The following is a 26821-nucleotide window of genomic DNA, read 5'->3' as shown; positions in this document are numbered from 1 at the left end:
CAGCTCAATTCACCGAATCTAACCATGACAATAATGATGATGACCTCTATCTTGCTGGAGCTCAGCAATTAGATTGGTCGATTAGCCTCGCATTATAGCCCGGCTTTAGACCCTGAGGCTAGTGGCGCCTGCCAAGCCTCAGCTGAGAACACTCGCTCTGGAGCCAACACTTGGCCCTCCACGCGCGCAGTACCCAGCACACGCCCCGATGCACTCAGTATGAGCGCAGTCTGATTGGGCCGCGCAGACGAATCTACGGGCAGTAGCACGCTGCGGCCATGCCCAAAGTCCGCCTCAGCGTCGATGCCAATGTGTACACGCGGCAAATGCGGCCAGCCCTGCCCTACCGACAGCACCAGGCGTCTTAGTGCGTCTGGGCCCTGCTGAGTAAAAGCATCCAGGGCCACCATCTGCTCAGGCAAACCTGCCACTGCTGTACGACGCAGGCCCGATAGATGGGCGCAGTGCCCGCAGTATCTGGCGATATCTTCCGCCAAGGTCCGAATGTAAGTCCCCTTGCTCACACGGGCCCTCAACTTGGCTTGGGCGCCATCACGATGCAGCAGGCTCAATTCATACACATGTATTGAGCGCGCTTCGCGGTCCACTTCCTGACCGGCACGAGCCAGTTCATACAGAGGCGTTCCGTCCCGCTTCAGCGCGCTATACATCGGCGGAATCTGTTCTTGCGCCCCCTGAAAGTGAGCGATTGCACGCGCCAGCTCGGCATCGGAAGGAGGCGGCGCTTGTTGAACCTCAACGGTTTCGCCGTCCAGATCGCCGGTACTTGTCCGCCGCCCAAACTCCATGACGAACTCGTAGGTCTTATCCCCTTCTAGCGAGTACGCGCTGAGCTTAGTTGCGTCGCCCAAAAGAATGGGCAGCAAGCCTTCGGCCAAGGGGTCCAAACTGCCGCCATGCCCAGCTTTGCGCGCGTTCAGAGCCCGGCGCACTGTTTGCAGTGCATGGTTTGAGCTGACTCCCGCAGGCTTATCAAGTATGACCAGCCCGCAGATATCGTCTCCGCGGCGCCGACGGCTCATTCGGGGTCCGTCGGGTCCTGAGGATCGGCAGGAGACTGCGCCCGACTTGCTCGAAGTTTGGCCTCGAGGGCGAAGGCCTTTTCTTGCAGTCGATCGGCGACGAAATGCAATCGTGGCACACGCCGCGCGTGCACTTGCTGGGCCAACTCGTGACGCAAATGACTTCCCGCCTTGCGTAAGGCCTCTACAGCTTCGTCCAAGTCGGCGTTTGGGTCTAAGTGGCTGACCCGAACCGTTGCATTGGCGAAGTCCGGACTGACGTCAATTTCCGTAATGGTCAGCAGCGTGAGGCGGGGATCACCCACCCCACGCTGTAGGATCATCGCCAAAGAACGTTGGAGCTCTTCGGCAAACCGCCGCGGCCGCCCGCCTCCAGAATGCTTCACGCCTCGGCTGACTCTTCCAGAGTGCGCTTCACTTCAACACGCTCGAAGCATTCGATGCGGTCGTTCTCATGAACGTCGTTGTAGTTCTTCACCGCAATCCCACACTCCGTGCCGGATTCCACCCGATTGACGTCGTCCTTATGGCGGCGAAGCGATTCCAATTCGCCTTCGAAGATAACGACATTGTCGCGCAGCACACGAATTGGCAAGCCGCGGCGTACCGAACCTTCTTCGACCAAACAGCCGGCGACCGCGCCGAATTTGGAAGAGCGGAAAACATCGCGAACCATCGCCACGCCAACAATCTTCTCGGCAGTTTCGGTGCCCAGTAGACCGGAGGCTGCATCGCGAACGTCATTAATCAGGTCATAAATGACCGAGTAATAACGTGGTTCTATGCCGAGCTCACCTGCCCGGCGACGAGCGACAGCATCAGCACGGGTATTGAAGCCCACCAGCAGCGCTTCCGAGGCATGAGACAAGTCCACATCCGATTCGGAAATGCCGCCCACGCCTGCACCAACCACTTTGATGGACACTTCATCCGTGGACAACTTGGTCAGGGAATCAATGAGCGCTTCCACGCTGCCTTGAACATCGCCCTTAAGCACGATGTTGAGCACCCGAGCCTCGTCTTGGCTGAGCTGCTGCGTCCAATCCCCAGCCAAACGTCGCTCATTGGAGCGTGCACGCGACTCCTTCAGCTTGGCGGCGCGAACCTCGGCCAGTTCTTTGGCCTTGCGCTCGTCAGACACCACCAATACTTCATCGCCAGCATCCGGGGTGCCATCCAAGCCCAGTACACGCACAGGTGTTGCAGGGCCGGCCTCCGTGGCTGGCTTGCCTTGGTCATCAAACAGCGCACGCACCCGGCCAAAATATTGGCCTGCGAGGATCTGATCGCCTTTACGCAGAGTGCCGCTGCGAACCAGCACGGTCGCTACACTACCGCGCCCACGCTCAATGGATGATTCCACCACAACGCCTTCGGCAGGACCGTCAGCACGTGCCTTGAGCTCAAGAATCTCGGCTTGCAAGGCCACGGTTTCCAGCAGCTCGTCTACACCCTCACCAGTGATGCCTGAGACACCGATGAAGGGGCTATCACCCCCCCAATCCTCAGGAATGAGCTCCAGCTTGGACAGATCATTCTTCACCCGGTCGGGGTCGGAGTTCTCTTTGTCGATTTTGGTCATCGCGACCACAATCGGAACACCCGCAGCGCGCGCGTGATCAACGGCTTCACGGGTTTGGGGCATAACAGAGTCATCTGCCGCAACCACCAAAATCACCACATCAGTCACGGCCGCGCCGCGGGCACGCATGCGGGTGAATGCCGCGTGACCCGGTGTATCGAGGAAGGTCACGGTACCGTCACCCGCTTGGACGCGGTAAGCGCCAATATGCTGGGTAATGCCACCGGCCTCACCCTGGGCCACTCGGGCCTTACGGATGTAATCCAACAAGGTGGTTTTACCGTGGTCGACATGCCCCATGATGGTGACCACCGGTGCACGCCCAACCAGATCCGTCGCATCTTCGACCTTGAGCTCTTCTAGCAGTTCTTCTTCCCGGTCTTGGCTGGCCACACGCTTCACCGTATGACCCATTTCCTCAACCACGAGCTGAGCGGTATCCGTATCTAAGGTTTGGTTGATGGTGGCCATGACGCCCATACCCATCAGCACTTTAATGAGCTCGCCAGCCTTGACCGCCAAGGCAGAAGCCAGATCACCCACGGTCATGTTCTCGTGGACTTCTACCTCGCGCACCACCGGCGCTGTTGGACGCTCGAACTTGTGCGTGGTTTCGACTTTGACATTGTCGTTACGGCGGCCGCCCTTGCGGCGCCGGCCACGTTTGTCCGCAGCCACATGCAGCTGTTCATTCGCACCACGCCGACCACCGGCGCGCGCCTTGGCCTTCGCCAACTTGCCCGCTTTGGTCTTCTCGCGTTCCAGCTCTTCTTTAGCCTTGGTCAGGCCCGCCTCTTGCTCCTTGGCACGCCTTAAATTCTCGAGAACGCGCTTACGCAGCGAACTCACTTCTGTGCGTAACTTTGGATCTTCGCCGGCATCGGGAGCAGCATTGGTTTCATCGGCCGGCGTGGCCTCTGCAGACTTCGCCGCTTCAGCCGCTTTGGCCGCGTCCTGCTCGGGCTCATCAGCAGCCTTCGCGGGTTGTTCCGCAGGCTGGGGCTGCTTCTCTGGCTTGGCCTCATCCACAGCGGCTGATTCACTCTTCGCGGCAGCTTCAGGCTCAGCCTCAGGCTCTTCAGCAACAGCTTCAGCCGGGGCAGCCGGCTCTTTCACTTCGACCTTGGCCTCTTCTTCGGCAGCAGGCTTCGCTTCGTCCTCGGACGGCGCGGCCGCCTCAGCAGGCGCGCTTTGCTCTTCTACCGGTGCTTTATCAGCATCTGCCTTGGGCTCGGGTTTGGCCTGCGCCGTAGCCTCCTGCTTTGGTGCTGGCTTGGCTGTGTCCTGAGTCGCCGCAACCTTTGCGTCCTGGTCTGGCTCAGCCTGAGCAGTCGGCAATTCTTCTTGCGCGACTGGCTCTGGTGCTGCCGGGGCTGCTTCTGGCTGTGGCGGTTGCACCACAACACGCTTTTTGCGCACCTCCACGTTAATAGTCTTAGTGCGCTGACCACGCCCAGGCGTCACCTTGAGCTCACTTTGCTCTTTACGCTTGATGGAGAGCTTGCGCGCGCCACCCACTTTGAGGGAAGGCCGGTCAGACTGCCCTTGCAAATGCTCCAACCACTGACGTTTTTGGTCGGGGTTGATCTCTGCATCCGCGTTATCGATCTTGACACCAGCATCTGCCAGTTGGGCCAGCAGCCGATCCACCGGCGTACGGGTCTGCTCTGCTAGGTCTCGTACGGTGGTTACAGCCATGCTTATTTCTCCGTCACTGCGGCGGCGGGGTCCTCATCGGTAAACCAATGGGCACGTGCTGCCATAATCAGCTTCCCAGCTGCCTCAGCATCCAGCCCGCCTACGCCTTCAATTTCATCAGTGCCCGCCTCGGCCACGTCCTCACGGTCGGGGAAGCCGGCCACAGCCAGCGCCTGAGCGAGCTCGGGGGTCATACCATCGAGGTTGAGCAGGTCCTCGGTAGGATCTTGTACATCGCCTTGTTCGGCCTGAACAATGGCGGACGCCAATAGGGCGTCGCGCGCACGATTGCGCAGTTCTTCGACGATGTCTTCATCAAACTCTTCGATTTCCAACATCTCTTCAGCCGGCACGTAGGCCACCTCATCCAAGGTGGTGAACCCTTCTTGCACCAAAATGGTGGCCAGCTCTTCGTCTACATCCAGCTGCTCAACAAACAGTTGCAGAACCTTGCCGGTTTCTTCTTCCTGCCGCGCCTGCACGTCTTCGGCGGACAGCACATTGAGCTTCCAGCCAGTCAGTTCCGAGGCCAGACGAACGTTTTGACCACCACGGCCAATGGCCTGCGCCAGTTTGTCTTCCAGCACCGCGATATCCATGGTGTGGCTATCTTCATCAACGATGATGGAGTCCACATCGGCTGGTGCCATGGCATTGATCACGAACTGCGCAGGGTTGGCATCCCAAAGCACAATATCGACGCGCTCGCCAGCCAACTCGTTAGTCACCGACTGCACCCGCGAACCGCGCATCCCAACGCAAGCGCCCACAGGGTCGATGCGCCGATCTTTGGCCTGCACGGCAATTTTTGCGCGCGAGCCAGCATCACGTGCTGCGCCTTTAAGCTCGATCAAACCCTGGCCAATCTCCGGCACTTCCAGCTTAAACAGCTCCATTATCAATTCCGGCGCTGTGCGGCTCACAAACAACTGCGGCCCGCGAACATCCGTGCGAATTTCTTTTAGGTAGCCGCGAATGCGGTCATGTGGACGCACCGGTTGACGGGGGATTTGCCACTCGCGCGGGATAATGGCTTCCGCGTTGTTGCCCAAGTCCAAAATTAGGTTGCCGCGGTCAATACGCTTGACCTCGCCACTGACCAACTCGCCAATCCGGCTCTCATACAGCTCGACAACCTTGGCACGCTCGAACTCACGGATTTTCTGCACCAAGTGCTGCTTTGCAGCTTGCGCAGAGATACGCCCGAAGTCGATGGACTCCAAAGGCTCTTCAATGTAATCGCCGATAGCGATATCCGACTGCATTTGCTGTGCACGCTCGAATAACACCTGCCGCGTAGGGCCTTCGAACTCTGGATCTTCGTCATCCACCACCAGCCAGCGGCGGAAAGTTTCGTAGTCGCCGGTATCCCGGTCGATCGTCACTCGGATGTCGAAATCCTCGCCATAGCGCTTGCGGGTAGCCGCAACCAGCATGGCCTCCATGGCCAGGAAAATATCTTCCGGTTCTAGGTCGCGTTCCGCGGAGAACGCTTCGACCACTCTCAGGACATCTTTACTCATCGCGAGCAACCTCAATCAAACTATGACGACTGCGGAGCATTCGGGTCCGGCACAAGGCGCGCCCGGTCCACATCCGCCAACGGAATGGAGAATTCGGTGCCGTCTACCAGCAGCTGCACCTGACCATCGCTTGCACTCAAGATGAAGCCACGGAAGTTGCGCCGCCCATCCAAAGGCACGGCCATCTTGACCTTGGCCTCACTGCCCACAAACGCCAGAAAGTGCTCTTCCTTCACCAAGGGCCGATCCCAACCCGGGGAAGAGACTTCCAAGCGGTACGCTTCCGGAATCGGGTCTTCAACTTCAAGCTGGGCGCTGAGCGCGCGGCTCACCGTTTCGCAATCTTCCAAGCCAATTCCGTTGGCATGGTCGATGTAAACGCGCAAAATGGTGTCGTGACCCGCCTGGGCAAATTCCAGGCACAGCAATTCATAGCCCAGGCCCTCTATGGTCGGGGCGATTAACGCTTCAATGTCACGTGCCAGCGGCAAATTACCTCACCCTTGCCCGCCTAGCGAGCCCGGAGAATAGACAATAAAAAAGCCCCTAATCGGGGCCCTTTGTTTTGCACCGTCAAATAAGTTGGTAGCGGGGGCAGGATTCGAACCTGCGACCTTCGGGTTATGAGCCCGACGAGCTGCCTGGCTGCTCCACCCCGCACCAGGGCTTCGTACTATAGCCCGAGAAGTGCCAGTAGGCAACCCTCGGTGACTCACCAACTACAAAACAAGCACTTAGCCTCGGCTGCCGAGAGCTTAGTGCGCGAGGCCCGCACCACGGCATAGAGCGTGCATCAGTCAAGGGCCCGTTTGCGGTGCGCTCAATACACCTGAGTCACCGTCTGCCCTTTCAGGTTTCGCATGTGATGTCCGCCTCTCCCCACGCCAGCCTAGACACGCCTCATGAGCCGGCGCATACGGCCACGGGTGAGCATCCCCCAGAAACGCGTCTGGCAGAAGTGCTGCAGCAACTGCATCAAGCCGCGAACCCTCAACATGCTCATGACCTAAGCCGCATTCGGGGCTTGAGTACGCTGCTGGCTCAGGACCCAGCCGGCGCCGAACTATTGCAAGCAGTCGGCGACGAACTGGAAGCCATCCAAGAATGTTTGGAGCATTCCCAACGGCTGGAAGCCATTGGCCAGCTGGCAGCGGGCATCGCCCACGAGATCAACACCCCCATCCAATATATTTCAGACAACACCAGCTTTTTGCAGCAAGCCTTTGGGCACCTGCTTGAGGACCGCAACTGTAGCCCGCAACGCCGTCAGTTCATCCGCGAGCAAATCCCCGAAGCGCTGGGGCAAATTGTTGAAGGCTTGCAGCGGGTCATTTTGATTGTGGCTGGCATGAAACGACTCTCGCGGGCCAGTGACGAGGAAGTGGTCGAGGTCGATTTGCAGGAGGTCATCGACACAGCCTGCCTGGTATCACGCAATGAGTGGAAATACTGCGCGCAGGTGCGCACGCATTTTGAGGGGGAGTCAATGCAGGTGCAGTCCAAACCGCAGGAGCTTTACACCATTCTGCTCAACTTGTTGATCAATTCGGCACATGCCATTCAGACGGAGATTGATCGCGGCCGCTACCACCGTGGTCAAATCGATATTCGCGCGCAGGTCGAGTCCGCCGGGTTTTGCTTAGGCGTTGACGACAACGGCTGCGGCATCGACCCCAAGATTAAGCAGCGCATCTTTCAACCCTTTTTCACCACCAAACCCGTTGGCCAGGGAACTGGTCAAGGGCTCGCCATATTAAAAACGTCAGTCGAGACCCGCCTGGGCGGCCGCCTGGAGGTCGATAGCACCGTGGGCCAGGGCACTCGCTTCAGCATTTGGATTCCGCAGGGCCAAGCCAGCTCATGAAGGTATTGTTTCTCGATGACGAGCCTTTGGTCCTGCAAGGTATTGCCCGCTCACTGGCTTTCGCCCCCGAACACTGGATGCTTGAATTTTGCACCACTGGCCAGCAGGCGCTTGAATCCATGCGCGCCACCTCCTACGACATTGTTTTCAGCGACTTAAGAATGCCCGACATGTCTGGGGCGGAGGTTTTAGAGGCCTTCATGCGCGACTCCCCCAACACCTTAAGGGTGATCTTGTCGGGGTATAGCGATGACCAGCTCACCATCGCAACCTTGGAGGTGGCTCAGCAATTTTTGGTCAAGCCCTATAGTGGCGACGCGCTGATTGCTCTTATCCAGGCGCAGGAAAGCTATCTACAAGAGCAACACGACCCCGAAGTCACCCGTTTGATCGGTAGCTTACGCCGACTGCCACCGGCACCGTCAGCCGTACACATGATGCGGCAGTTGGGCGCTGACAATGATGACCTAGAAGCCATCGTCGACATTGCCGGACGAGATCCCAGCATGACGGCAATGGTGATGCGCATGGCTAACTCAGCTTACTTTCGGCCCGCCGATCCCATTTGCGATTTACATACGGCAGCGTTGCGCTTGGGCACGCAGACCCTGAAAACTTTACTGCTGGCCGCGGGCATCTTTCGCAAAGATGTCTTCACCGCTTCCACTGAACTCGACGCTTTTAGTCGACGCGCCATACAAGCGGTTGGCATCGCGAAGGTCTTGTGCGCGGCTGAATGCGACCAAGCCATGCTCACAGCCACGCTACTCGCCGATGTTGGACGCATCGTGCTGCATTGCAATGGACATCAGCAGTGGGCGCCATCCGATCAGCCCGACGCAGACTGTCACGCTGCCATTGGCGCATACCTCCTGCAATGCTGGGGGCTTCCCAGCGATATTGTCAGCCTGGTGCGCCACCATCACCAACCGCAGCGCGCCCCCGCGGACCTTGACCTCAACGCATTGCTGCGCGTGCACCTGGCAGTGAGCCTGAGTAACGCTGAGGATCTAGATCATGACTTTATTCACAACAGCGCCGAAGGGAACAGCCTTCTGGAGCTAGCATTAGCACAGCCTGCCGCTGTGGAGACCTCTGATGTCTGACCATGCCGAAGTCATCTTTGTTGATGATGACCCACATATTCTGGCCACCTTCGAGCGCGTTTATTTTGAGCGCTTCAATATAGCCACCTTCGAGAACCCGGCACAGCTGCTCGACGAGCTAGAGCAATACAGCGCCGCGAAAGTCATCGTGGCGGACATGCGAATGCCACAAATGAATGGGACCGAACTGCTCAGGCAGATTCGCGACCGCCGCCCGGACATGCAGCGAATCTTGCTCACCGGCCAGGCAGAGCTCAGCGATGCAGCAGAGGCCGTGAATAGCGGCGGCATCCACAAATTCCTGCTCAAACCCTGCCCTCAGGATGAGCTCGCCGAGCACATTCAAGCCTGCATCCAAGCCTATGAGGCCACCCAAATTGAGCACGTGGTGTTGTCCACCACGCTGCATGCCACCGTCGCAACCCTCTCGGATGTGTTGTGCTTGGCTAGCCCGGAGGCATCCGGAGTGACGGAAAGACTCAAGGCCGCAGTCACATTTTTGCTGCAAGACCCCGCCATCGAGGCCGACCCGCAGGTCGCGTGGACACTCCATGCCGCCGCAGCGCTCAGCCAAATCGGTCAAATCGGCCGCGAAGCCGCCAAAACCAAAGCGGACCGGCGCGATGTCGCCATGGCGAGCGCCAAGATCATCAGCCGCATCCCGCGCTTGGAACAAGTGGCGCTCATGGTGCGTAACCAATATGGCTTTAGCGACCAACTCGGTGATTTGGGCGCCATTCGGGGTGCCATCTTGCTGCAACGCATTCATACGCAGGTGCATGACTTAGCAGAGATTGCCGCGCCGACCGCAGCCTATGCCAAGCACCCCAAACTGGAAGACTGGGTTGCCATCGTCGATGCCCAGTTACAAGACTTTCTGCCTACCGATCAGCCCGACCACCGTGTGAACTACGCCGCTCTGCGGCCAGGCATGATGCTCGCAGCAGACATTCTTACCGACCGTGGGGTGCTGGTTTTGCCCCGTGGGCATGAGTTCACGCAGCAGACCATCGACGCCGTGTTACGCATGGTTGATAAAGAGCAACTACCCCGCTCCGCGAGCTTTGCTATCAACCTTACAGACCATGTCGACACCAGTGTGTCGACACCCGTGGCGCAAAGCCAAAGCGCATAGATGGGCCGCCGGAACCGCGTCGCGAGCCGGCATAAGCCGGCCCGCCTATGACCCGCAGGCTGTGCCTTGTACAACTAGGCTTTAAATGATTTCGCGCAAGCCAAAGACTTTGAGATAGGCCGTTTCCGGCAACGCCGGATGAACCGGATGATCGGGCCCCGCTCCGCCCCGATGAAACACACTGAACTGACGACCTTGCTTCGATGCCTCTCGCTGCACAACTGCGAGCAACTCATCGGCCGGCATATGGTGGGAACAACTCGCAGCGAACAGGACTCCTCCAGGGGCCAACACCTGTAAGGCCAAGTGGTTCAAACGGGCGTAATGCTCTCGGCCTTTGGCGAAATCTTTGCGGCGCTTAATAAGCGCCGGAGGATCCACCACAATCAAGTCAAATTGCCGGCCAGCATCCCGCATACGACGCAGTGCCTTGCTGGCCTCCTCGGCGTGGGCCTGCACACTGAGCTCCGCATTCCTGGCCGCCTGAAGTAAAGCTTGCGTGGCCACGGCTGAGGCATCTATGCAATCCACGCTCTGCGCACCATGCGCAGCGGCGCCAAGACCCCAGCCCCCGAGGTAGCTGAAGACATCGAGCACACGGCGCCCGGAAGCCATGCCTGCGAAGAGCTCACGATGCGGGCGCTGGTCATAAAACCAGCCGGTTTTTTGCCCAGCACCCAGATCACAGCGGTGAGTCACACCACTTTCTTCGACCTCTACATGGGCAACAGCTGCGCCCACCCACTCATCGGCCTCTGGCAGTCCTTCCAGCTGCCGCGCCGGATTTGCATTGCGAAACAGCACAGCACTTGCCTTGGTCAGCTCCTGCAACACTGGCAGCCATACATCGCGCAATGCGGCCATCCCCGCCGTATTTTCTTGCACTACCAGCACATCACCGAAGCGGTCCACGACCAGGCCGGGCAAATAGTCCCCCTCCCCATGGACTAATCGGTAGAAGGGCGCGGTGTATACGGCTTCACGAGCGGCCAAGGCTTGGCGCAATCTCTGCGCAAAAAAGTCGGCGTCAATGGTCACGGGCTCACGGCAGAGGATGCGAACGGCAATCAAGGTGGCCGGATTCATGTAGCCACGCGCCAACCACTGCCCTTGCGCGTCTTCTAAGTCAATCAACTCTCCTGGGGCACGCTCCCTAATCGGCGTGACCTTGGTGTCGATTTGATTGGAGTACACCCACAGGCTGCCCCGTCGCAGCTTATGTTGCTCTCGTGGCTTGAGGCGGAGCACAGGAATTTGGTTTTTCATCGTTCCATCATGCCTGGATCGATGGAGTTCCCGCCGAGACAGGGTGCTTCACGCGCCGCGCAGGCCTAAAACAAGGCCAGCCAGGAAGAGCCCATGGCAGTATCGCCTTCATGACTAGTGTCCAACACATGCATTATTCGCCCTACGTCAAAACCAAAAAGATGCCGTGGTTGCGCCGCTGCCTGGGCTTCGGCTTGGTCGGGGGATTGATGTGTGTCGCCGGCTGCGCCTCCCAACCTCCTCTAGTGGCGGAGTTCCCCGCAGCACTGGAGGCGAGCCACCAGCATCAGGGTCGCTTCTTCAACCCTTGGGAGCCTTTTGAAGTGCAATATGGCGCATTGCTTCGCGAGCTGTTCAAGCCCAACCGCTTTGCCGGACAAGAATTTGGGCCGGTTCCGCGGGTCAATCCTGTCGCCGGCCATGGGCAAGGAGTGCGCTGGCTCGGTCATGCCACCATGCTCATCGGAGAAGGCGACGATTATGTGCTCACCGATCCGCACCTGACTGAGCGCGCCCTGCTCATTAAACGCAAAACAGCACCAGCCCTCGCCCCTGAAGACATCCCTCCTCTGCTCTTTGCTCTCATATCCCATAACCACTACGACCACCTCGACGAAAAAACGGTATTGGCCTTGCCCGCGGACACACCCTGGCTCGTGCCGCTGGGCCTCGCTGACTGGTTTCACGAGCGAGGACGTCATCAAGTGCAGGAACTGGATTGGTGGGAATCAGTTGAGGTGGGCGGCTGGACGGCCCATTGCGTTCCGGTGCAGCATTGGTCCCGTCGCATTGGCCAACCCACGAATAGCACTCTTTGGTGCGGCTGGGTACTGGAATCCCCCCAAAAACGATACTTTTTCGGAGGCGATACCGGTTACTTCCCTGGCTTTGCCGAAATCGGGCAGCGCTTTCCCAATATCGACGTGGCCATGCTGCCGATTGGCGCCTATTACCCGGAGTCTTTTTTGCAGTATCAGCACATGAGCCCGGATGAGGCCCTGCAGGCCTTCACGGATCTTGGCGCCAAGGTGATGCTGCCCATCCATTGGGGTAGTTTTAAGCTCACCCGTGAGCCTGTGGCCCAGCCACCCCAAGCACTGCGAGCAGCCCGTGAGAAACGGGGCCTGAATGCGGAGCAAGCCCCCGTTCTCAAGCTAGGAGAACTATGGACTTGGCCCAGCGCGGGCCCATAACCAAGCGTGCAGGCCGAATGTGACATGTAGCGGCGTGGAGAATTAGCGAGATATGTGCTGGGGCAGACTCAACCTGCCTTTTTTTGGTTTCTGCCCTGACGACTGAGACTATTGTTGCTCGACTTTCAGACCACAGGCGCGCTGGCCGCTCAACTAACTATGTTGGCTATATTCCACGCTACCCCGCCGAGCAAAAAAAAGCCCGCGGCTTTGAGGCCGCGGGCTTCGTAGTGAACGCCCGCTCAATGGCAGGGCGTCATTACACGGATCTAAGCGCAGCCTAAGACACGCCGCGAACGCCCAAGTCCGGCGAGGCCTAAGATGATGAGCAAGATGCCCGGCATCGCGCCCCCACCACGGACTCCGGTGCTGCCACCTGCAGGCGGGTTCACCACACCGCCGGTGCTGTCGCCACCGTCGATGATGCCGTCAGCCGAGAAGTCGTATTCCCAAATGCCGCGTCCAAAGGTCGAGGCGTAGAGCTTGTTGGGGTTGTCCGGCTTCAACACCACCTGCGTCATGGGCGCATTGGGGATATCCCCCAGAGGGGCCCAGGTGCTGCCGTTCAGATCACTGGAAATAAAGGCACCCACGTCGGTGGCCACAATGAGCTGGGTGCCGCGCTTGATGATGTTGCGCGCATGGACTGCTGGGAGATTCCCGCTGATGTCGCGGAAAGATTCACCAGCATCGGTGCTCACATACACATTGCCCTCACCGAGCTCGGTGTTGGGATCCAAATAGCTGCCCGGCGGAATCCAGGTGCGGTTAGCGTAACCCGCCAAGGTCACATACACCGTTTCCGGGCGGTCCGGATCGATTTCCGTGGAGGTAATGAACCGGTTCGGCAACCCAGCTGCGGCGGCGAAGTGCCAGCCATCCGGCTCACCCTTCACTGGAGGCTCATCGCCACCTACGTTGGTCGCCAGGCCATTCTGGATGCCGGTTTCCCAGTTCCCTAGCAGATCACAAGGACCACAGAAGGCCACATAGGCTTGGCCATCGTAGAGGTCGATGTGGGTCATGATGTTGGTTTGGCCAGTACGGGCGTTGGTACCGAGGTTGAACACCTCGCGCCAATCCAGAGCCGGACCCTGCGTTACCGCCACCACTTCCGGCCCGGCCGTCATCACGTGCAGCGGGTCGGTGGGATCCATCGTGAACCAGTTAGCGAAACTCGGTGAACTGATAGGCGGGTTGGCTGCGGTGTAGCTCAGCCCCCCATCCGTGGTGACGTTCAAGGCTCCCACCTGAATGGTCAACCACGCATAGTCGCTGTTGTTGGGGTCCACCGAAGCAAAGAAGCCGTCCCCACCCAGGTTTTGAATGCGCTCACGCGTCTGGCCGTCGATGTAGCCGGAGCCGTTGTCTTGCAAACCAAACCAGATGCGACCGTCGTTGGCGACCGCCAAACCATAGGGCAAGAGGGTATCAAAGCCTTCGTTGTTGCCGATACCCCATTTGGAGTTGTCCATCTCCTCACCGGCCGCCACACACTGACGACTGACGCCGCCGTCATGTCCTGCGAAGAGGCAAACGCCGCCATCTCCGGTAGGAATGTACAACGCGTCATGTTGGTCAGGGTGCGTGGTGGTTTCGGTGGTAATAGGCCGGTTGTTGGGGCAGACCGGCAGGCCCAGACTCAAGGCCAAACAGGAATCCCCCGCAAAGTAAGTGCCGATGACGTTGTAATCGCTGGGCCCTTGCTGGGCGATCCCGTTTTGCCCCACCAGATCCGTGGTCCGCGACTGGAACACTTCTTCCAGCCCAAAACCCAATCTCGTCGGGAAACCCAGCGGATCGGTGCGTGTGGGGTCGGGCAGGATCCACATGTTGTACCAAGACTGAACCCCTGGAGCCTGAATCGCGGCAAGGGCGGCAAACGTGGAGCCGGAGAGCGGATTCAGAGCAATCTCCACATCATCCGCCATGCGAATCCAGCTATCACCGAAGTCGGACGACACATAAATGCCATTGAGCGAGGTGGAGTTGGGCACGCCGGGGTTGGGGATAATGCCGTCGGGAGCATCAAGTACGGGTACGCCGCCGTTAAACAGCACCGCGTCGCCGAGGATGGCGTAAACAATGTTGTGATCCTGATCTGGACCGTAAGCCGCACCAAGTTCCAGCCGGCCAATGCGTTCCTGCGGGGCAAAGCCGATGTTGCTCAGCCCATCACCAGACACATCGAGCTTGGTGAAGCTGTCGGGCTCACCGGTCGCGGACTTATACAAGCCATTGCCGGGAGCATGCACGGTGCCATCCGGGAAGGTGGCCTGACCCGCACGATAGCCCACAGCTGCCAGAACTTCCCCACCGACTTCATCGGTGCTTCCTCCAGGCTGCTTGACGATGACGTCGGTGACAAAGTTGGCAAATTGGCAGGGTCCGAAATCTTCTACACCCGCGCATTCCGGCGAGGTGGGCAGATTCACATTGACGAAATTGGAGCCCGCGTCGGTTGAGCGGAACAAGCCCTTGGACGTCGCCACATACACAATGTCGGGGTTGGATTCGTCTACGGCGACTTCAAAACCCAACGCCCCATCGGGCACGCCATTGGCTTGGTTCCAGGTCGCGCCAAGGTCGTCGCTCCAAAATGCTCCTAAGCCGGAGTAGGTATTGCCACCCATGAGGTGCTCACCGGAAACCACCACCAGACGACCACCGCGAGCCGGAGTCCACTCCACGGCGCCGTTGATCAGCGTGGGCATGTTGTCGCCAATGGGCTCCCAGAAATCACCCAGTTCCTGCACGGTGTCGCCTTCGGACATCCAGACCCCGCCGGTGCCGATCAGCGCGAACAAGCGATTGGCTTCAGGGTCATAGGCGAAACTGTCCACACGACCCATGGCAGTGGGAATGCCCAAGCCTAGACCGCCGCGCTCGGGATCATCGAGCAAGGGCCCGCTGCCGTATTCGGTCCACGTGCCGCTAGCACCCGCCACTTTGGGTTGCAGGGCTTTCATGGCTTGCTTGGCTTCGACTGCTTTGCGATAAGCACCTTTTGGTACCGGACCAACGCCAGCGGTCAAAGCGTCGTTTGCCGCCAGAATCTCGCCTACAGGCTCCGGATGCTTGTTGTTCAAACAAAACTGTTCGCCATACTGCTCCTCGATTCCCGCCAATTGGGAGTCGGTGAGTGATGGACGAAATTCGCGGGCGTACTCCGCCGTGTTTACGACAGAGAAGCCTCTGGGGCACTGCTCAGCTTCGCCCGTTGAGAGGCCCGGGGCCGTTTGGGTGACATACCACGTCGTCGATACGACAGCGGCAGCAGCTCCCAACCCCAGGGGGATCTTAAATTTCATGGTGTTCTCCAGTCCAAATCTGCGGCGCATGACAACCGCATGGGGGAAGTAAACAGTAATCCGAACGCCGGTTTATTGACAAATAAGGCTGGCGCAACAGGTCACCGTCGTGCAAGCCACGTGCCAATAACGCGACGCCTCAGTGCATCCAATGCCGAAGTCAGCGCGAATAGCTGTGTGACTCACCAACAAACGCCTAGCGCGTACACCGGAGGATGTATGAACACCCTGAAGAAGACGGCCGTCTTCGCAGCAGCTGCTGCTTCAATGGCAAGCGGCCTCAGCGAGGCCTCTAGCCACCGCGAGGCCCCATTTATTACCACGGCGCCTAAAGTAGACGGAACGGACTTTTACATGTTCCGCAGCTACGAAACCGGACGTGATGACATGGTCACGCTGATCGCCAATTATCTGCCCCTGCAAGACGCTTACGGCGGTCCTAACTACTTCAGCTTGGACCCCAACGCGCTCTACGAGATTCACATCGACAACAGTGGCGACGGCGTGGAAGACATCACCTTCCAGTTCCGCTTCAACACTGAAGTAAAGGGTTTGTCCCTACCCATCGGGGAAGCAGGCGCCGAAAATAATGTGGCAGTGCCGCTGGCCAACATTGGCGCAATTACCGCCATGGACAGCAGTGCGCAAAATGTCGTTGAGACCTACACGGTCAATGTGGTGCGTGGAGATCGTCGTACGGGCTCCAGCAGCCCTGTTTCCGACGACAGCGGTAACACCGTATTCGCCAAGCCCATCGACAACATCGGCAACAAATCGATTCCCGATTATCCAGCTTACGCCGCCAGCTTTGTGCACGACGTACAAATCCCTGGCTGCGACGGTGATGCACGCATTTTTGTGGGCCAACGCCGTGAAGGCTTTGTGGTCAACCTCGGTGAAACCTTCGACTTAGTGAACATCGCTGTGCCGGTCGAAGAGCTTGGCCCTGCCGGCCAAGACGCTCGCAACCTCGAAGCAAACATCATCGCCGACAAGAACGTCACTTCCTTGGCGCTTGAGCTTCCCTCAGCATGCTTGACTAACGGAAGCGACCCCGTCATTGGTGGCTGGACTACCGCAAGCTTGCGTCAAGCACGCGTGCTCAACCCTGAACCACAGCGCACAGACGGCAATAGCGCGATCGCAAACCCAACAGGCGCTGAAGTTGCCGGAGGCGCATGGACACAGGTGTCGCGCCTGGGCTCACCACTGGTTAACGAGGTTGTCATTGGCCTTCCTGATAAGGACCTGTTCAATGCTTCAGAGCCGGCGAATGACGCCGCCAACTTCGCACCTTATGTGTTGACACCATCCTTACCCGAGTTACTGGAGATCTTATTCGGTAGTGCTGGCGTTAAGGCCCCTGATGTCTTCCCACGCACCGACCTCATCTGGGTCTTTCTTAACGGTATTCCGGACGTCACACGGCCTGCCTCGGGCATGGACACAGTGCTCTCCGAAATGCTCCGGCTAAACACAGCCATTGCCCCTACCCCCATGGGTGATCAAAGTGATTTAGGCGTGCTGGGCGGTGACAACGCTGGCTTCCCCAACGGTCGTCGTCCGGTTGATGATGTTGTTGATATTGCTCTACGCGCCGCCATGGGCGTCTTGATTCCCCAAGATCAAGACCCGGCCTCCGCAGCCTCGCGGCAGTTGAGCTACACCGACGGCGCTCGCCCGAACCCCATGGACTACAAGGCAGGCTTCCCCTACCTTGCCGACCCCATTCCAGGTTCGCCCAACGAAGTCGCAGGACGCTAAGCCATGGCTAGGTTTGTAAAACTCAGCCTAAGCGGAGCGTTGTTGTGCGGGGCCTTGGTGGCGTGTTCGGAAACGGATGGCACCCTCAATGGCCCGGTTGCAACACCGACTCCGGTGGTCACCCCGACTCCGGTGGTCAGCACGACCTCTGAGGTACTGCAAACGGCTCAGCAGCCAAATGACACTGCCGAACCTTTTGCTGTCAACAACGGTGCCTTCAGCTTTAACGACACCGCCGAAGACACCCAGCCTCAAGCGATCAACAACACACCGTGACCGCGACTATCAGCCACCTCCGCAATGTGCGGGGGTGGCTTCTTTGTTTGCTGCTCTGGCCAGCCATTGGCCTCACGCAGCCCTACCTCCCAGATGACGACCAGCTGATGTTGGTCGACATTCCTGCCGAAGTGCAGAGACTGCGCAGCAGTCAATCGACTCAGATTCCGCTGGTGCAGGCTCGCCCCATGGCAGAGCTACTACTCCGGCAATACAGGCAGAGCGGCGACCCACGCCAGCTGGGCCGGGCACAGGCATTACTCCAGCCCTGGTTAGATCGTCCCGACACTGCACCCTCTACAGCATTACTCGGCGCTCAGCTTGCCCAAGCCGGACACGATTTTGCCTACGCCCAGCAGCTGCTGATGCAGGTTCTGCAGGCCAAACCCAACAACCCCCAAGCCCACTTGGAGCTGGCCAATATCCTCCGCGTGCAGGGGCAATTTGCCCAGGCCGCCGAAGCCTGTGCAGGCCTGAATGGCGCCGATACCACTTATATTCGCGCGGTTTGCACGCACAGCATGGCCAGCCTACAGGGTCAGCTTGATTCCGCCTGGCAGCAGCTCAACGCTCTACGCCCACAAACGATCACGCAGCCAGCAGCAATTCAAAGCTGGTTTTGGAGTGAATGGGTAGACATGGCTCAGCGCCGCGGCGACGTCGCCAGCCTAAAACAGGGCTGGTCCTCCATACCTAGCCAGCATCTCCGCGACGGACAGCTTTTGCACCAATTTCTGGACTGGCTCATCAGCCAGCAACAGTGGCTAACAATCCTTGAACTGACCGAACCCGAGAACACCGACGCGAGCACCAACCCTGCCATTCTTGTACCGCGTTTCTTAGCCTTAGACGCGCTCAAAGACCCTCAAGCTAAACCAGTTTCTGAACAACTGATTACGCTCTGGCGCGCTCTACAAACGCGCCCTGCCAGCCAGCGCCACGGGCGGGAAGAAGCGCGCTTTTGGCTAGCCGTGGGCGAGGCTCAAAAAGCTTTGGATGCGGCCTGGTCACACTGGCAAAATCAGCGCGAGGCTGCAGACACTCTCGTCCTCGCCCAAGCCGCTGTTGCCGCCGAGGATGATGCCGCTTTGAACCAGCTACAAAGTTGGCTGCAGAGCACGGGTTACGAAGACCGCCGCCTGCCCAGCAGGGTGCAACCATGACTCAGAATCGACTGGCAAGCCGGGGACTGGTCCTGCTACTACTCACTGTATGGGCCACATGCTCCCTCGCGCACCGGCCCAGCGACAGCTTTATAGAACTAGAACTCCAGGAGCAAGGCGCCAATTTGCAATGGGCTATCGCCTTGCAGGATTTGGTGCTAGCCATCGACCTAGACAGCAACGCCGATGGCCAGCTGCAATGGGGTGAGCTTAATTCGCAGCAACATCTTGTAGTGGCGATGGCGCAGCGTGAGTTGCAGCTGCTCAGTGCTGACTCACCCTGCACGGGAGACTTCGCTCCGCTACAACTCATTGATCGCGACGGCCTACGGCACGCATTCTTGCAGGCGCAATACGATTGCGTTGTAACGCACCTGAAGTACCAGTTTCTGCAGGAGCTGGACCACAGTCATCGCGGTGTATTGCGAGTGCAGCACCCCACGCAAGACTCCCCCCAACTTCGGTTACTACAACCGGGTGGGAACTACGTAGAGCTTAGCCCCGGCGCCCATGGCGCCTGGCAAACCTTTTACGACTATGTGGTGGAAGGCGTGCACCACATTTGGATTGGATTGGACCACATCCTGTTTCTTCTGAGCCTGCTGATTCCCAGCGTACTGCGTCCTGCGGAGCGCGGCTGGAAACCAGTGACGGCGCTCAAACCAGCCCTGCTCGGCGTGGCCGGTACGGTTACAGCCTTCACGCTGGCCCACTCGATCACCTTGAGTGCGGCTGTGCTGCAGTGGCTGTCCTTACCCATTGTCTGGGTAGAAACCCTCATCGCGGCCTCGGTCGTCTTTGCGGCGATCAACAACATCACCGGCTGGGTACGCCAGCGAGTCTGGGTACTGGCTTTTAGTTTCGGCCTCATCCATGGCTTTGGCTTTGCCGCGGTGCTTGGGGAGCTGGGGCTGCCTACGGATTTGCGCTTGCTCAGCTTGCTGGCCTTCAACCTGGGGGTGGAGCTGGGGCAGCTCGCCATTGTTATTGCAGTGGTCCCGCTGTTCTACCTGCTGCGAAACACGTGGCTGTACCGCACCGGAGTTCGCATTGGCGGCTCGTTGGCCGTCGCCGCGCTCGCGAGCTGGTGGCTGTGGGAACGCTGGCCGCGGGGATAGAGCCGTGCTGATTGACAGCGAAGATAAAGGCTTCTCTGATCATCGGTTTCCACAGATGACCGCAGATTGGAAGTCGCTATCCAAGCGCCGACTGATGTCATCGGAGGCCATAGCGAACTATCCGCATAGCGCTCAGCGGTGGTAGCAGCCCGCATCTCATTCTTGAAGCGCTTCTCGCCCACCGATTCAGGTCACTGCCACTCAAATATCTGCGTCCATCTGCGAAAATCTGTGGCTCAAAACCCGCTTGAAGCCTGCAGCTCTCACCTGAGCGAGCGACTTCGCTAAGCTCTTGGTTGATCGGTCGCCATGCCCGGGAGGGGTGTCATGACCAAGACCAAAGGCTCTACTTTTCGGTTACGCCCTCTGGGTGCGATGAGCGACTACCTCAACCAATTGGTGGAAGCGCAACTGTGGGCCCAAGTATTGGTGGGCATGTTTGCCGGCGTTCTGGTCGGCTTAGCCATCGGCCCTGCGGCAGGCTGGCTCAGCCCCTCGCTGAGCCTGACCATCGGTAACTGGTTGGCCTTCCCCGGTCAGTTGTTTTTACTCAGCATTCAAATGATTGTGGTGCCGCTGGTTTTCGCCTCCATCGTGCGTGGGTTGGCAGCCGGACCAGGCGGAGGCCAACTGCGACGTCTGGCGCTATGGACCATTGGCTTTTTCTGCCTGAGCACCGCAGTGGCTGCAGCTGTAGGCATCACGGTGGCGGTCTGGATTGAGCCGGGTAGCTATCTGGTGGTTGCTGAGCCCCTGCCCAAGGCATCTACCGCCGCAACGGGCTTACCCGCCCTGCAGGATGTGCCGGCTCGGCTGCTGAGCATCCTGCCGGGCAACCCCCTGCACGCCTTTGTGGAAGGACAAATGCTGCAAGTGGTGCTATTCGCCTTTGTGGTCGCAGTCGCGACTTTGTCCCTGCCGCCGGCCACGGTGAAGCCCATCATGGAATTGCTGGTCGCCATCCAGGAAGTGTGTATGGCCGTGGTGCGCTGGGCTATGAAACTGGCCCCGCTGGCCGTATTCGGTCTCATGGCGCAACTGGTGAGCCGCACCGGCTGGCAAACCCTGTTGGGCCTGGGGATTTACGCCGCCACGGTCCTCTTTGGCCTGGCCTTGGTCATGCTGGGCTATTTGCTGCTACTTCGGCTCTGCGCCGGAATGCGGCCGTTAGCCTTTATTCGCAATACCCGTGACCTGCTGTTGCTGGCGTTTAGTACATCCAGTTCCGCCGCGGTGATGCCCATGTCGATGCGGGTGGCCACTGAAAAGCTGCAATTGCGCGGAGGCATTGCCCAATTTGTGCTGCCTCTGGGCGCCACCATCAACATGAATGGCACGGCCCTGTATCAATCCGTAGCCGCAGTTTTTCTGGCCCAAGCCCATGGCGTGGACATTGGCGTAGGCGGCCTGGCACTGGTGGTGGCTATGGCGGTGGGGGCTTCCATCGGCTCGCCGGCCACACCCGGTGTGGGCATCGTGATCCTGGCCAGCATCCTCACCAGCATTGGCGTGCCACCCTCGGGTGTGGCTCTGATCATGGGCCTGGACCGACTGCTGGATATGTGCCGAACGGCGGTGAATGTGGCCGGTGATCTGGTCGCCTGCGCCTTCGTCGACAAATGGGTGATGCGCGACTTTCAGCCGCCAACAAGCGCCGCTCAACCTGCAGACGGAGGCGACTCCACACTGGCGACTTCGTCTTCCGCAGATTAAGTAATGAAGAGCCGAGGGCTGCTTATGCTCAAACCCGGTGCCAATCGGAAAGGTTAGAGCGGGGATCGAGGTTGTTTTTTGCCACAGATTGGCGCAGATGAACGCAGATTAGTGGGTGGCACCTGAAGTCGATTCACCCCAGTCAATGCTTGGCGTACTCCGGATGCAGGTGGATAAGTACTTATCAGACTTGATTCACGCTGCATGTGCCTAGCGCAGGTTTTGCGGTCTTTGCTCAGACGCTCGCGTCAATAGTGTCGATCGGCAGACTCATGCTCAATAATTGGCCGTCCGCTGTGCATAAAGATGCTTGGCAGCTCTGCGCCGTCGCGACAATAATGCGATCTGCGGGATCGGCATGATATTGGAGCAATTCAGTCGCCCGGATTCCAATGCTCCCCGTAACTGGAATCTCGGTTACGCCATCATCGAGAATTCGCTGACGCCAGATTGCCGGGCCGATGTTGAGTTTGAGTCGCCCCATGTCGTTCAGCATCGCTGCTTCCCAGAAAGAAATGGCAGAAACCAAGATTTCACCCTGAGCGTGCGCTTTCTCAATGGCCCTACGCGCCTTGGCGCCCAGTTTTCTGTCGCCGCTACGCAACCAGATGAGGGCGTGGGTATCCAGCAGGATCACCGCGCCGCATCCCATTGCGTAGGAATCGGCTGAAGAATATCTCCGACAATGTCGATGGAGCCCGCGTCGGCACCGAATAACGGCTTTGGAACTGGCTTTGCAGCCGTGACCGTGACGATAGGTTTACCGTGTTTGGTAATCACCAAAGGCTCTCCTGACTGAGCCACCTCATCCATGAGCCTCAGACACTTCGCCTTGAACTGTGTTGCCGAAATTTCCATCAAAGAGACCATAGTCATGACTATGGTCATTTTAGTGACCTGCATGCGCGTCACACAAGCCGCTCTGCAGCCTCTAAAGATTATTGCTTTGACTGAAGGCTTTGCCGTTAAAACTCTGATGTGTTCGAGTCCGTACCCATCTGCGGCAGCAACTAGAGGAGTTCTCCGCAGTACCGTTCATGGCGGCTTGCGCTTTGAACATTATGATCTGCGCAGCTCATAGCTCGCGTTAAAGATGCATTTTTTGCCGCAGATTGGCGCAGATGAACGCAGATTAGTAGGTGGCACCTGATACTGATTCCCTTTGATCAATGCACGGCGTACGGCTGCTGTGTCGCGAAGGGTGCTCATGAACAGTTGATCCAAGTGGCGGCTCATACCTATGGAGCCGCTCCCTTGAGAGCGAGTTTCCGCCTCCATGCAGACTTGAGCGGACTTAGCCAGCCCCAAATTCCACAGCAGCCTCGCCTCAGCGTTGCAAGCTTTCGCCCCTGCAGGAATCTGCGTCAATCTGCGGCGACACTCCGGCATCGCATTGGCACAACTGCTCTTGCGAGCGTGTGGCCGCAGGCTCGCGGGCCCACATAGATCTCGGCGAAACCATCACACCCCTCGGGAACTAAGGCCTCATGGTCCGCACCCGATAGAAGCTTGGCTCCAAAACAATCTGCGTCAATCTGCGACCAAGACCCCAACCTCAGGAGCGCTGCCAAGGCCTAATCCTGCACCAAGCGCAGCAAGCGTTCCCGCGCTTCCACCAAGCTGCCAGCGCCAGCGCTGAGCTCTTGCACGGTACCGGCGCAGGGTGCGGTGACGACGGTTTCCATCTTCATGGCTTCGAGAACCAGTAAAGGCTCGTTTTGCTTCACCACATCGCCTTCGCTGACCAGCACCTTGCTGACGACGCCGGGCATGGGGGCGCCCACATCGCCAGGGTCTTTGGGGTCGACCTTGGGCCGTTCCGCCACCTTGTCGGAGCCGGCGCGAGCCACGCGCACGATGCGAGATTGGCCGTTGAGCTCGAAGAAGAGCTTGCTGATGCCCTCTTCTTCCTGGTCATTGCGACCCAATAGGCGGATGAGCAGGGTCTTGCCGCGGTCTATGTCCACATGCACTTCTTCTTCGCCGGTGGGACCGTAGAAGAAGGCGGGCGTGGGTAGAACGCTTACATCGCCGTAGCGCTGCCGATGGGCCACGAAGTCCTTGTACACTTGCGGATACATCAGATACGAGGCCAGGTCGGTATCCGTCACCGCCTCGCCGGTGGTCTCGGCCGCTTCGGCGCGGGCGGCTTCCAGGTCCACCTCGGGCAAATCCGCACCGGGACGCCGGCTACGCGGCGCCTCGCCTTGTAACACCTTGCGCTGCAGCGCCTCCGGCCAGGGCTCGGAGGGCAAGCCCAAGTCGCCTTTGAACAAGGCCACCACCGAAGCCGGGAAGTCGATGGGCACATCGGGGTCGGCCACCTGCTCCGGCGTCCAGCCGCGCGCCACCATCAGCAGAGCCAAATCCCCCACCACCTTGGAGCTGGGAGTGACCTTCACAATGTCGCCAAACAACTGGTTCACATCGGCATAGGCCTGCGCCACTTCAGTCCAGCGCGAGGCCAGCCCCATGCTGCGCGCCTGCTCACGCAAATTGGTGTACTGCCCGCCGGGCATTTCGTGGCGATACACATCCGCGGTGCCGGAGCGAATATCGGGCTCGAATGGTGCATAGAAGCGGCGCACATCCTCGAAATAATCGGAGAGCTGGCGCAGCTTGGCCGACTGCAAGCCCGTGGCCCGCTCCGAATGCTCCAAGGCGGCGACCACACTGCCCAGATTGGGCTGAGCCGTCAGGCCCGAGAGGCTATCCAAGGCTCCGTCAACGGCATCGCAACCGGCATCGATAGCGGCCAAGATGCTGGCCCCACCCAGCCCGGAGGTGTCATGGGTGTGGAAGTGCAGCGGCAAGCCCACCTCTTGCTTGAGCGCCTCCACCAAAGCCTTGGCGGCCTTGGGGCGGCAGATGCCGGCCATGTCCTTGATGCCGATGATGTGGGCGCCGGCGGCCTCCAGGGCCTTGGCCCGCGACACGTAGTACTCCAGGGTGTACTTGGGCCGGCTGGCATCAAACAAATCGGCCGTGTAGCAAATGGTGCCCTCGCACACGGCGCCGGATTCGATGACCGCATCCATGGCCACGCGCATGCTATCCACGTTGTTCAGCGAATCGAAGACGCGGAAAATATCGATGCCGTTAGCCGCAGCCTGCTGCACAAAATAACGCACCACGTTGTCGGGGTAATTGGTGTAGCCCACGGCATTGGCAGCCCGCAGCAGCATCTGGAAAGGGATATTGGGAATAGCCGCACGCAGGTCGCGCAGGCGTTGCCAGGGGCATTCATGCAAAAAGCGCAGCGCCACATCAAAGGTAGCCCCGCCCCAACATTCCAGCGACAGCAGCTGCGGCGCCAGGCGGGCATAGGCCGGTGCAATGGCGCGCATGTCGGCGCTGCGCATACGGGTCGCAAACAGGGATTGGTGGGCATCGCGCAGGCTGGTGTCGGTAACAAAGACCTGCGGCTGTGCGCGCAGCCATTGCCCGAACTCTGCCGCGCCCAGCTCTTGCAGGCGCTGGCGCAAACCATCCGGCGGGGCCTGACGGGTATCGACCAGCGGCAACCGGGGCTCGGCCAGGGGCAGCGGCGGATGCGAACGATCGCGCATTTCCGGATGACCGTTGACGATAACCTCGCCCATGTAGCGCAGCAGCTTGGTCGCCCGGTCTTTGCGCTGGGGGAACTCAAAGAGCTCCGGCGTGTCGTCAATAAAACGCGTGGTGGCCTCACCCGACTGAAACCGCGGGTGATTAATCACGTTTTCCAAGAACTGCAGGTTGGTGGCCAAACCGCGAATGCGAAATTCGCGTAGCGCCCGATCCATACGAGCAATGGCCGTACCCAGCGTGGGTGCCGAGGCCGTCACCTTGGTGAGCAGGGAATCGTAATGCGGTGTGATCACAGCGCCGGTATAAGCGGTGCCACCATCCAGACGCACCCCGAAACCAGCCGGGCTGCGATAAGCCAGTAGGCGCCCATGATCGGGGGCAAAGTCGGCTTCGGGATCCTCGGTGGTCACCCGGCATTGCAGGGCGTGCCCGCGAAACTCAATCTGATCCTGGGTCGGTAGTCCGGGCCGGCTGCCCTGCGGCTGCAGTCCAATGGAGGCCCCCTCGGTGACCAGAATCTGGGCCTTGACGATATCCACGCCGGTGATCATCTCGGTCACCGTGTGCTCCACCTGAATACGGGGGTTCACTTCGATGAAGTAAAACTCGCCGGTGTCGTCGTCCAGCAAAAACTCCACCGTGCCCGCATGGGAATAGCCCACATGGGCACAGAGCCGGATGGCTGAAGCGCAGAGCTCTTCGCGCTGCTGCGGGCTCAGGTAGGGGGCCGGCGCCTGCTCTACCACCTTTTGGTTACGGCGCTGCACCGAGCAGTCCCGCTCGAACAAATGCACCAACTGGCCCTGTTTGTCGCCCAGCACCTGCACTTCCACATGCCGGGCCCGCTGGACCAGTTTCTCCACGTACACGGCATCGTTACCAAAAGCCGCTCCGGACTCACGCCGGGAGGACTCCAGGGCTGCGGCCAGGCTGGGGGCATCCATCACCCGGCGCATGCCGCGCCCGCCACCGCCCCAACTGGCCTTGAGCATGACCGGATAGCCCACGGCGTCGACCAAGGCCTGAGCCTGCTCCATATCCCGCGGCAACTCGGCCGAGGCGGGCAGTACCGGCACCTGCGCGGCTTCGGCCACCGCGCGCGCGGAGACCTTATCGCCGAGAGTGCGCAGCACCTCCGGGCTAGGCCCGACAAAGGCAATACCGGCGTCGGCGCAGGCCTGAGCAAAGTCGGGGTTTTCTGACAAAAAACCGTAGCCGGGGTGAATGGCATCCACACCGGCCTCAACGGCAATGCGAACTACCGCATCAATGTCTAGATAGCTGCCTACGGGCCGGCCGGCCGGGCCGAGCTGGTAGCTCTCATCAGCCTTAAAGCGATGCAGAGCAAAGCGATCTTCAAAGGCATAAACCGCCACGGTGCGAATGCCCATTTCGGCAGCCCCGCGCATCACCCGAATGGCGATCTCGCCGCGATTGGCCACCAGAATCTTCTTAATCGTCATCACTCATGCTCCCCTACACCGCTTGTTGTCTAC

At 59.3% G+C, this 26821-nt stretch carries 19 protein-coding genes and 1 tRNA gene; 9 read left to right on the top strand and 11 right to left on the bottom strand.

Annotated features, from left to right (window positions below; all coding sequences use genetic code 11):
* Window positions 1–92 precede the first annotated feature (92 nt).
* From truB to KI787_10240, 6 genes are all read right to left on the bottom strand, one after another.
* A complete protein-coding gene (gene truB / locus KI787_10265; GenBank protein MBV6630335.1) occupies window positions 93–1043 on the bottom strand; it encodes a tRNA pseudouridine(55) synthase TruB in 951 nt (316 codons plus the stop codon).
* Window positions 1040–1429, bottom strand: coding sequence for a 30S ribosome-binding factor RbfA (gene rbfA, locus KI787_10260; protein ID MBV6630334.1), 390 nt, complete (start codon window positions 1427–1429; stop codon window positions 1040–1042). The genes truB and rbfA overlap by 4 nt, the downstream gene beginning before the upstream one ends.
* Window positions 1426–4323: a translation initiation factor IF-2 gene (infB, locus tag KI787_10255; GenBank protein ID MBV6630333.1), complete on the bottom strand. Its 2898-nt coding sequence runs from the start codon at window positions 4321–4323 to the stop codon at window positions 1426–1428. Before infB ends, rbfA begins: the two co-directional genes overlap by 4 nt.
* Window positions 4324–4325: 2 nt before the next feature.
* Window positions 4326–5846, bottom strand: coding sequence for a transcription termination/antitermination protein NusA (nusA, locus tag KI787_10250; GenBank protein MBV6630332.1), 1521 nt, complete (start codon window positions 5844–5846; stop codon window positions 4326–4328).
* A 20-nt stretch (window positions 5847–5866) separates the two neighbouring features.
* Window positions 5867–6337, bottom strand: coding sequence for a ribosome maturation factor RimP (rimP, locus tag KI787_10245; GenBank protein MBV6630331.1), 471 nt, complete (start codon window positions 6335–6337; stop codon window positions 5867–5869).
* A 92-nt stretch (window positions 6338–6429) separates the two neighbouring features.
* Window positions 6430–6506, bottom strand: a tRNA-Met gene (locus KI787_10240).
* A gap of 205 nt (window positions 6507–6711) precedes the next feature.
* Between KI787_10240 and KI787_10235 the strand changes: the two genes are divergently transcribed.
* From KI787_10235 to KI787_10225, 3 genes are read left to right on the top strand one after another with little or no spacing between them, the layout of a single operon-like run.
* Window positions 6712–7710 carry a hypothetical protein gene (locus KI787_10235; GenBank protein MBV6630330.1) on the top strand — a complete coding sequence of 333 codons (999 nt, stop codon included), beginning with the start codon at window positions 6712–6714 and terminating at the stop codon, window positions 7708–7710.
* Window positions 7707–8816, top strand: a complete 1110-nt coding sequence (locus KI787_10230) for an HDOD domain-containing protein (GenBank protein ID MBV6630329.1) — start codon at window positions 7707–7709, stop codon at window positions 8814–8816. Before KI787_10235 ends, KI787_10230 begins: the two co-directional genes overlap by 4 nt.
* Window positions 8809–9951: a response regulator gene (locus tag KI787_10225; protein MBV6630328.1), complete on the top strand. Its 1143-nt coding sequence runs from the start codon at window positions 8809–8811 to the stop codon at window positions 9949–9951. Before KI787_10230 ends, KI787_10225 begins: the two co-directional genes overlap by 8 nt.
* Before the next feature lie 81 nt (window positions 9952–10032).
* Here the strand turns inward: KI787_10225 and KI787_10220 are convergent, their stop codons facing one another.
* Window positions 10033–11217 (bottom strand): class I SAM-dependent rRNA methyltransferase, encoded by a 1185-nt coding sequence (locus KI787_10220; protein ID MBV6630327.1) that lies wholly within the window; start codon window positions 11215–11217, stop codon window positions 10033–10035.
* Window positions 11218–11327: 110 nt separating this feature from the next.
* Here KI787_10220 and KI787_10215 point away from each other — a divergent pair, with 110 nt between their 5' ends.
* Window positions 11328–12410 (top strand): MBL fold metallo-hydrolase, encoded by a 1083-nt coding sequence (locus KI787_10215; protein ID MBV6630326.1) that lies wholly within the window; start codon window positions 11328–11330, stop codon window positions 12408–12410.
* A gap of 269 nt (window positions 12411–12679) precedes the next feature.
* Here KI787_10215 and KI787_10210 read toward each other — a convergent pair whose 3' ends face one another.
* The gene (locus KI787_10210) at window positions 12680–15721 is read right to left on the bottom strand and encodes a hypothetical protein (GenBank protein MBV6630325.1); all 3042 of its coding nucleotides are present in this window, start codon (window positions 15719–15721) and stop codon (window positions 12680–12682) included.
* Between the two features lie 219 nt (window positions 15722–15940).
* Here KI787_10210 and KI787_10205 point away from each other — a divergent pair, with 219 nt between their 5' ends.
* From KI787_10205 to KI787_10185, 5 genes are all read left to right on the top strand, one after another.
* Window positions 15941–17485, top strand: a complete 1545-nt coding sequence (locus KI787_10205; GenBank protein MBV6630324.1) for a DUF4331 domain-containing protein — start codon at window positions 15941–15943, stop codon at window positions 17483–17485.
* Window positions 17486–17488: 3 nt separating this feature from the next.
* Window positions 17489–17761 (top strand): hypothetical protein, encoded by a 273-nt coding sequence (locus KI787_10200; protein MBV6630323.1) that lies wholly within the window; start codon window positions 17489–17491, stop codon window positions 17759–17761.
* 47 nt (window positions 17762–17808) lie between these two features.
* Window positions 17809–18924, top strand: coding sequence for a tetratricopeptide repeat protein (locus tag KI787_10195; protein MBV6630322.1), 1116 nt, complete (start codon window positions 17809–17811; stop codon window positions 18922–18924).
* Window positions 18921–20042 carry a HupE/UreJ family protein gene (locus KI787_10190; GenBank protein MBV6630321.1) on the top strand — a complete coding sequence of 374 codons (1122 nt, stop codon included), beginning with the start codon at window positions 18921–18923 and terminating at the stop codon, window positions 20040–20042. Before KI787_10195 ends, KI787_10190 begins: the two co-directional genes overlap by 4 nt.
* A 327-nt stretch (window positions 20043–20369) precedes the next feature.
* Window positions 20370–21755 (top strand): dicarboxylate/amino acid:cation symporter, encoded by a 1386-nt coding sequence (locus tag KI787_10185; protein ID MBV6630320.1) that lies wholly within the window; start codon window positions 20370–20372, stop codon window positions 21753–21755.
* A gap of 235 nt (window positions 21756–21990) precedes the next feature.
* Here the strand turns inward: KI787_10185 and KI787_10180 are convergent, their stop codons facing one another.
* From KI787_10180 to KI787_10170, 3 genes are all read right to left on the bottom strand, one after another.
* The gene (locus KI787_10180) at window positions 21991–22392 is read right to left on the bottom strand and encodes a type II toxin-antitoxin system VapC family toxin (GenBank protein ID MBV6630319.1); all 402 of its coding nucleotides are present in this window, start codon (window positions 22390–22392) and stop codon (window positions 21991–21993) included.
* The gene (locus KI787_10175; protein MBV6630318.1) at window positions 22389–22616 is read right to left on the bottom strand and encodes a type II toxin-antitoxin system prevent-host-death family antitoxin; all 228 of its coding nucleotides are present in this window, start codon (window positions 22614–22616) and stop codon (window positions 22389–22391) included. Before KI787_10175 ends, KI787_10180 begins: the two co-directional genes overlap by 4 nt.
* Before the next feature lie 713 nt (window positions 22617–23329).
* Window positions 23330–26788, bottom strand: coding sequence for a pyruvate carboxylase (locus KI787_10170; GenBank protein ID MBV6630317.1), 3459 nt, complete (start codon window positions 26786–26788; stop codon window positions 23330–23332).
* Between the last annotated feature and the right edge of the window lie 33 nt (window positions 26789–26821).

The sequence above is a fragment of the Oceanococcus sp. HetDA_MAG_MS8 genome (assembly GCA_019192445.1).
Taxonomy (GTDB): Bacteria; Pseudomonadota; Gammaproteobacteria; order Nevskiales; family Oceanococcaceae; genus MS8.
Note: the sequence above shows the minus strand (reverse complement) of the source record. Positions and strands in the feature narration are given on the sequence as shown.

What these genes read in the sequence shown, in the direction of transcription:
- KI787_10215 (MBV6630326.1), top strand. Translation starts at nt 11,328, where the DNA reads ATGACTAGTGTCCAACACATGCATTATTCGCCCTACGTCAAAACCAAA.
- KI787_10190 (MBV6630321.1), top strand. Translation starts at nt 18,921, where the DNA reads ATGACTCAGAATCGACTGGCAAGCCGGGGACTGGTCCTGCTACTACTC.
- KI787_10210 (MBV6630325.1), bottom strand. Translation starts at nt 15,721, where the DNA reads ATGAAATTTAAGATCCCCCTGGGGTTGGGAGCTGCTGCCGCTGTCGTA.
- truB (MBV6630335.1), bottom strand. Translation starts at nt 1,043, where the DNA reads ATGAGCCGTCGGCGCCGCGGAGACGATATCTGCGGGCTGGTCATACTT.
- KI787_10170 (MBV6630317.1), bottom strand. Translation starts at nt 26,788, where the DNA reads ATGACGATTAAGAAGATTCTGGTGGCCAATCGCGGCGAGATCGCCATT.
- KI787_10225 (MBV6630328.1), top strand. Translation starts at nt 8,809, where the DNA reads ATGTCTGACCATGCCGAAGTCATCTTTGTTGATGATGACCCACATATT.
- nusA (MBV6630332.1), bottom strand. Translation starts at nt 5,846, where the DNA reads ATGAGTAAAGATGTCCTGAGAGTGGTCGAAGCGTTCTCCGCGGAACGC.
- KI787_10235 (MBV6630330.1), top strand. Translation starts at nt 6,712, where the DNA reads ATGTCCGCCTCTCCCCACGCCAGCCTAGACACGCCTCATGAGCCGGCG.
- KI787_10185 (MBV6630320.1), top strand. Translation starts at nt 20,370, where the DNA reads ATGACCAAGACCAAAGGCTCTACTTTTCGGTTACGCCCTCTGGGTGCG.
- infB (MBV6630333.1), bottom strand. Translation starts at nt 4,323, where the DNA reads ATGGCTGTAACCACCGTACGAGACCTAGCAGAGCAGACCCGTACGCCG.
- KI787_10205 (MBV6630324.1), top strand. Translation starts at nt 15,941, where the DNA reads ATGAACACCCTGAAGAAGACGGCCGTCTTCGCAGCAGCTGCTGCTTCA.
- KI787_10200 (MBV6630323.1), top strand. Translation starts at nt 17,489, where the DNA reads ATGGCTAGGTTTGTAAAACTCAGCCTAAGCGGAGCGTTGTTGTGCGGG.
- KI787_10220 (MBV6630327.1), bottom strand. Translation starts at nt 11,217, where the DNA reads ATGAAAAACCAAATTCCTGTGCTCCGCCTCAAGCCACGAGAGCAACAT.
- KI787_10230 (MBV6630329.1), top strand. Translation starts at nt 7,707, where the DNA reads ATGAAGGTATTGTTTCTCGATGACGAGCCTTTGGTCCTGCAAGGTATT.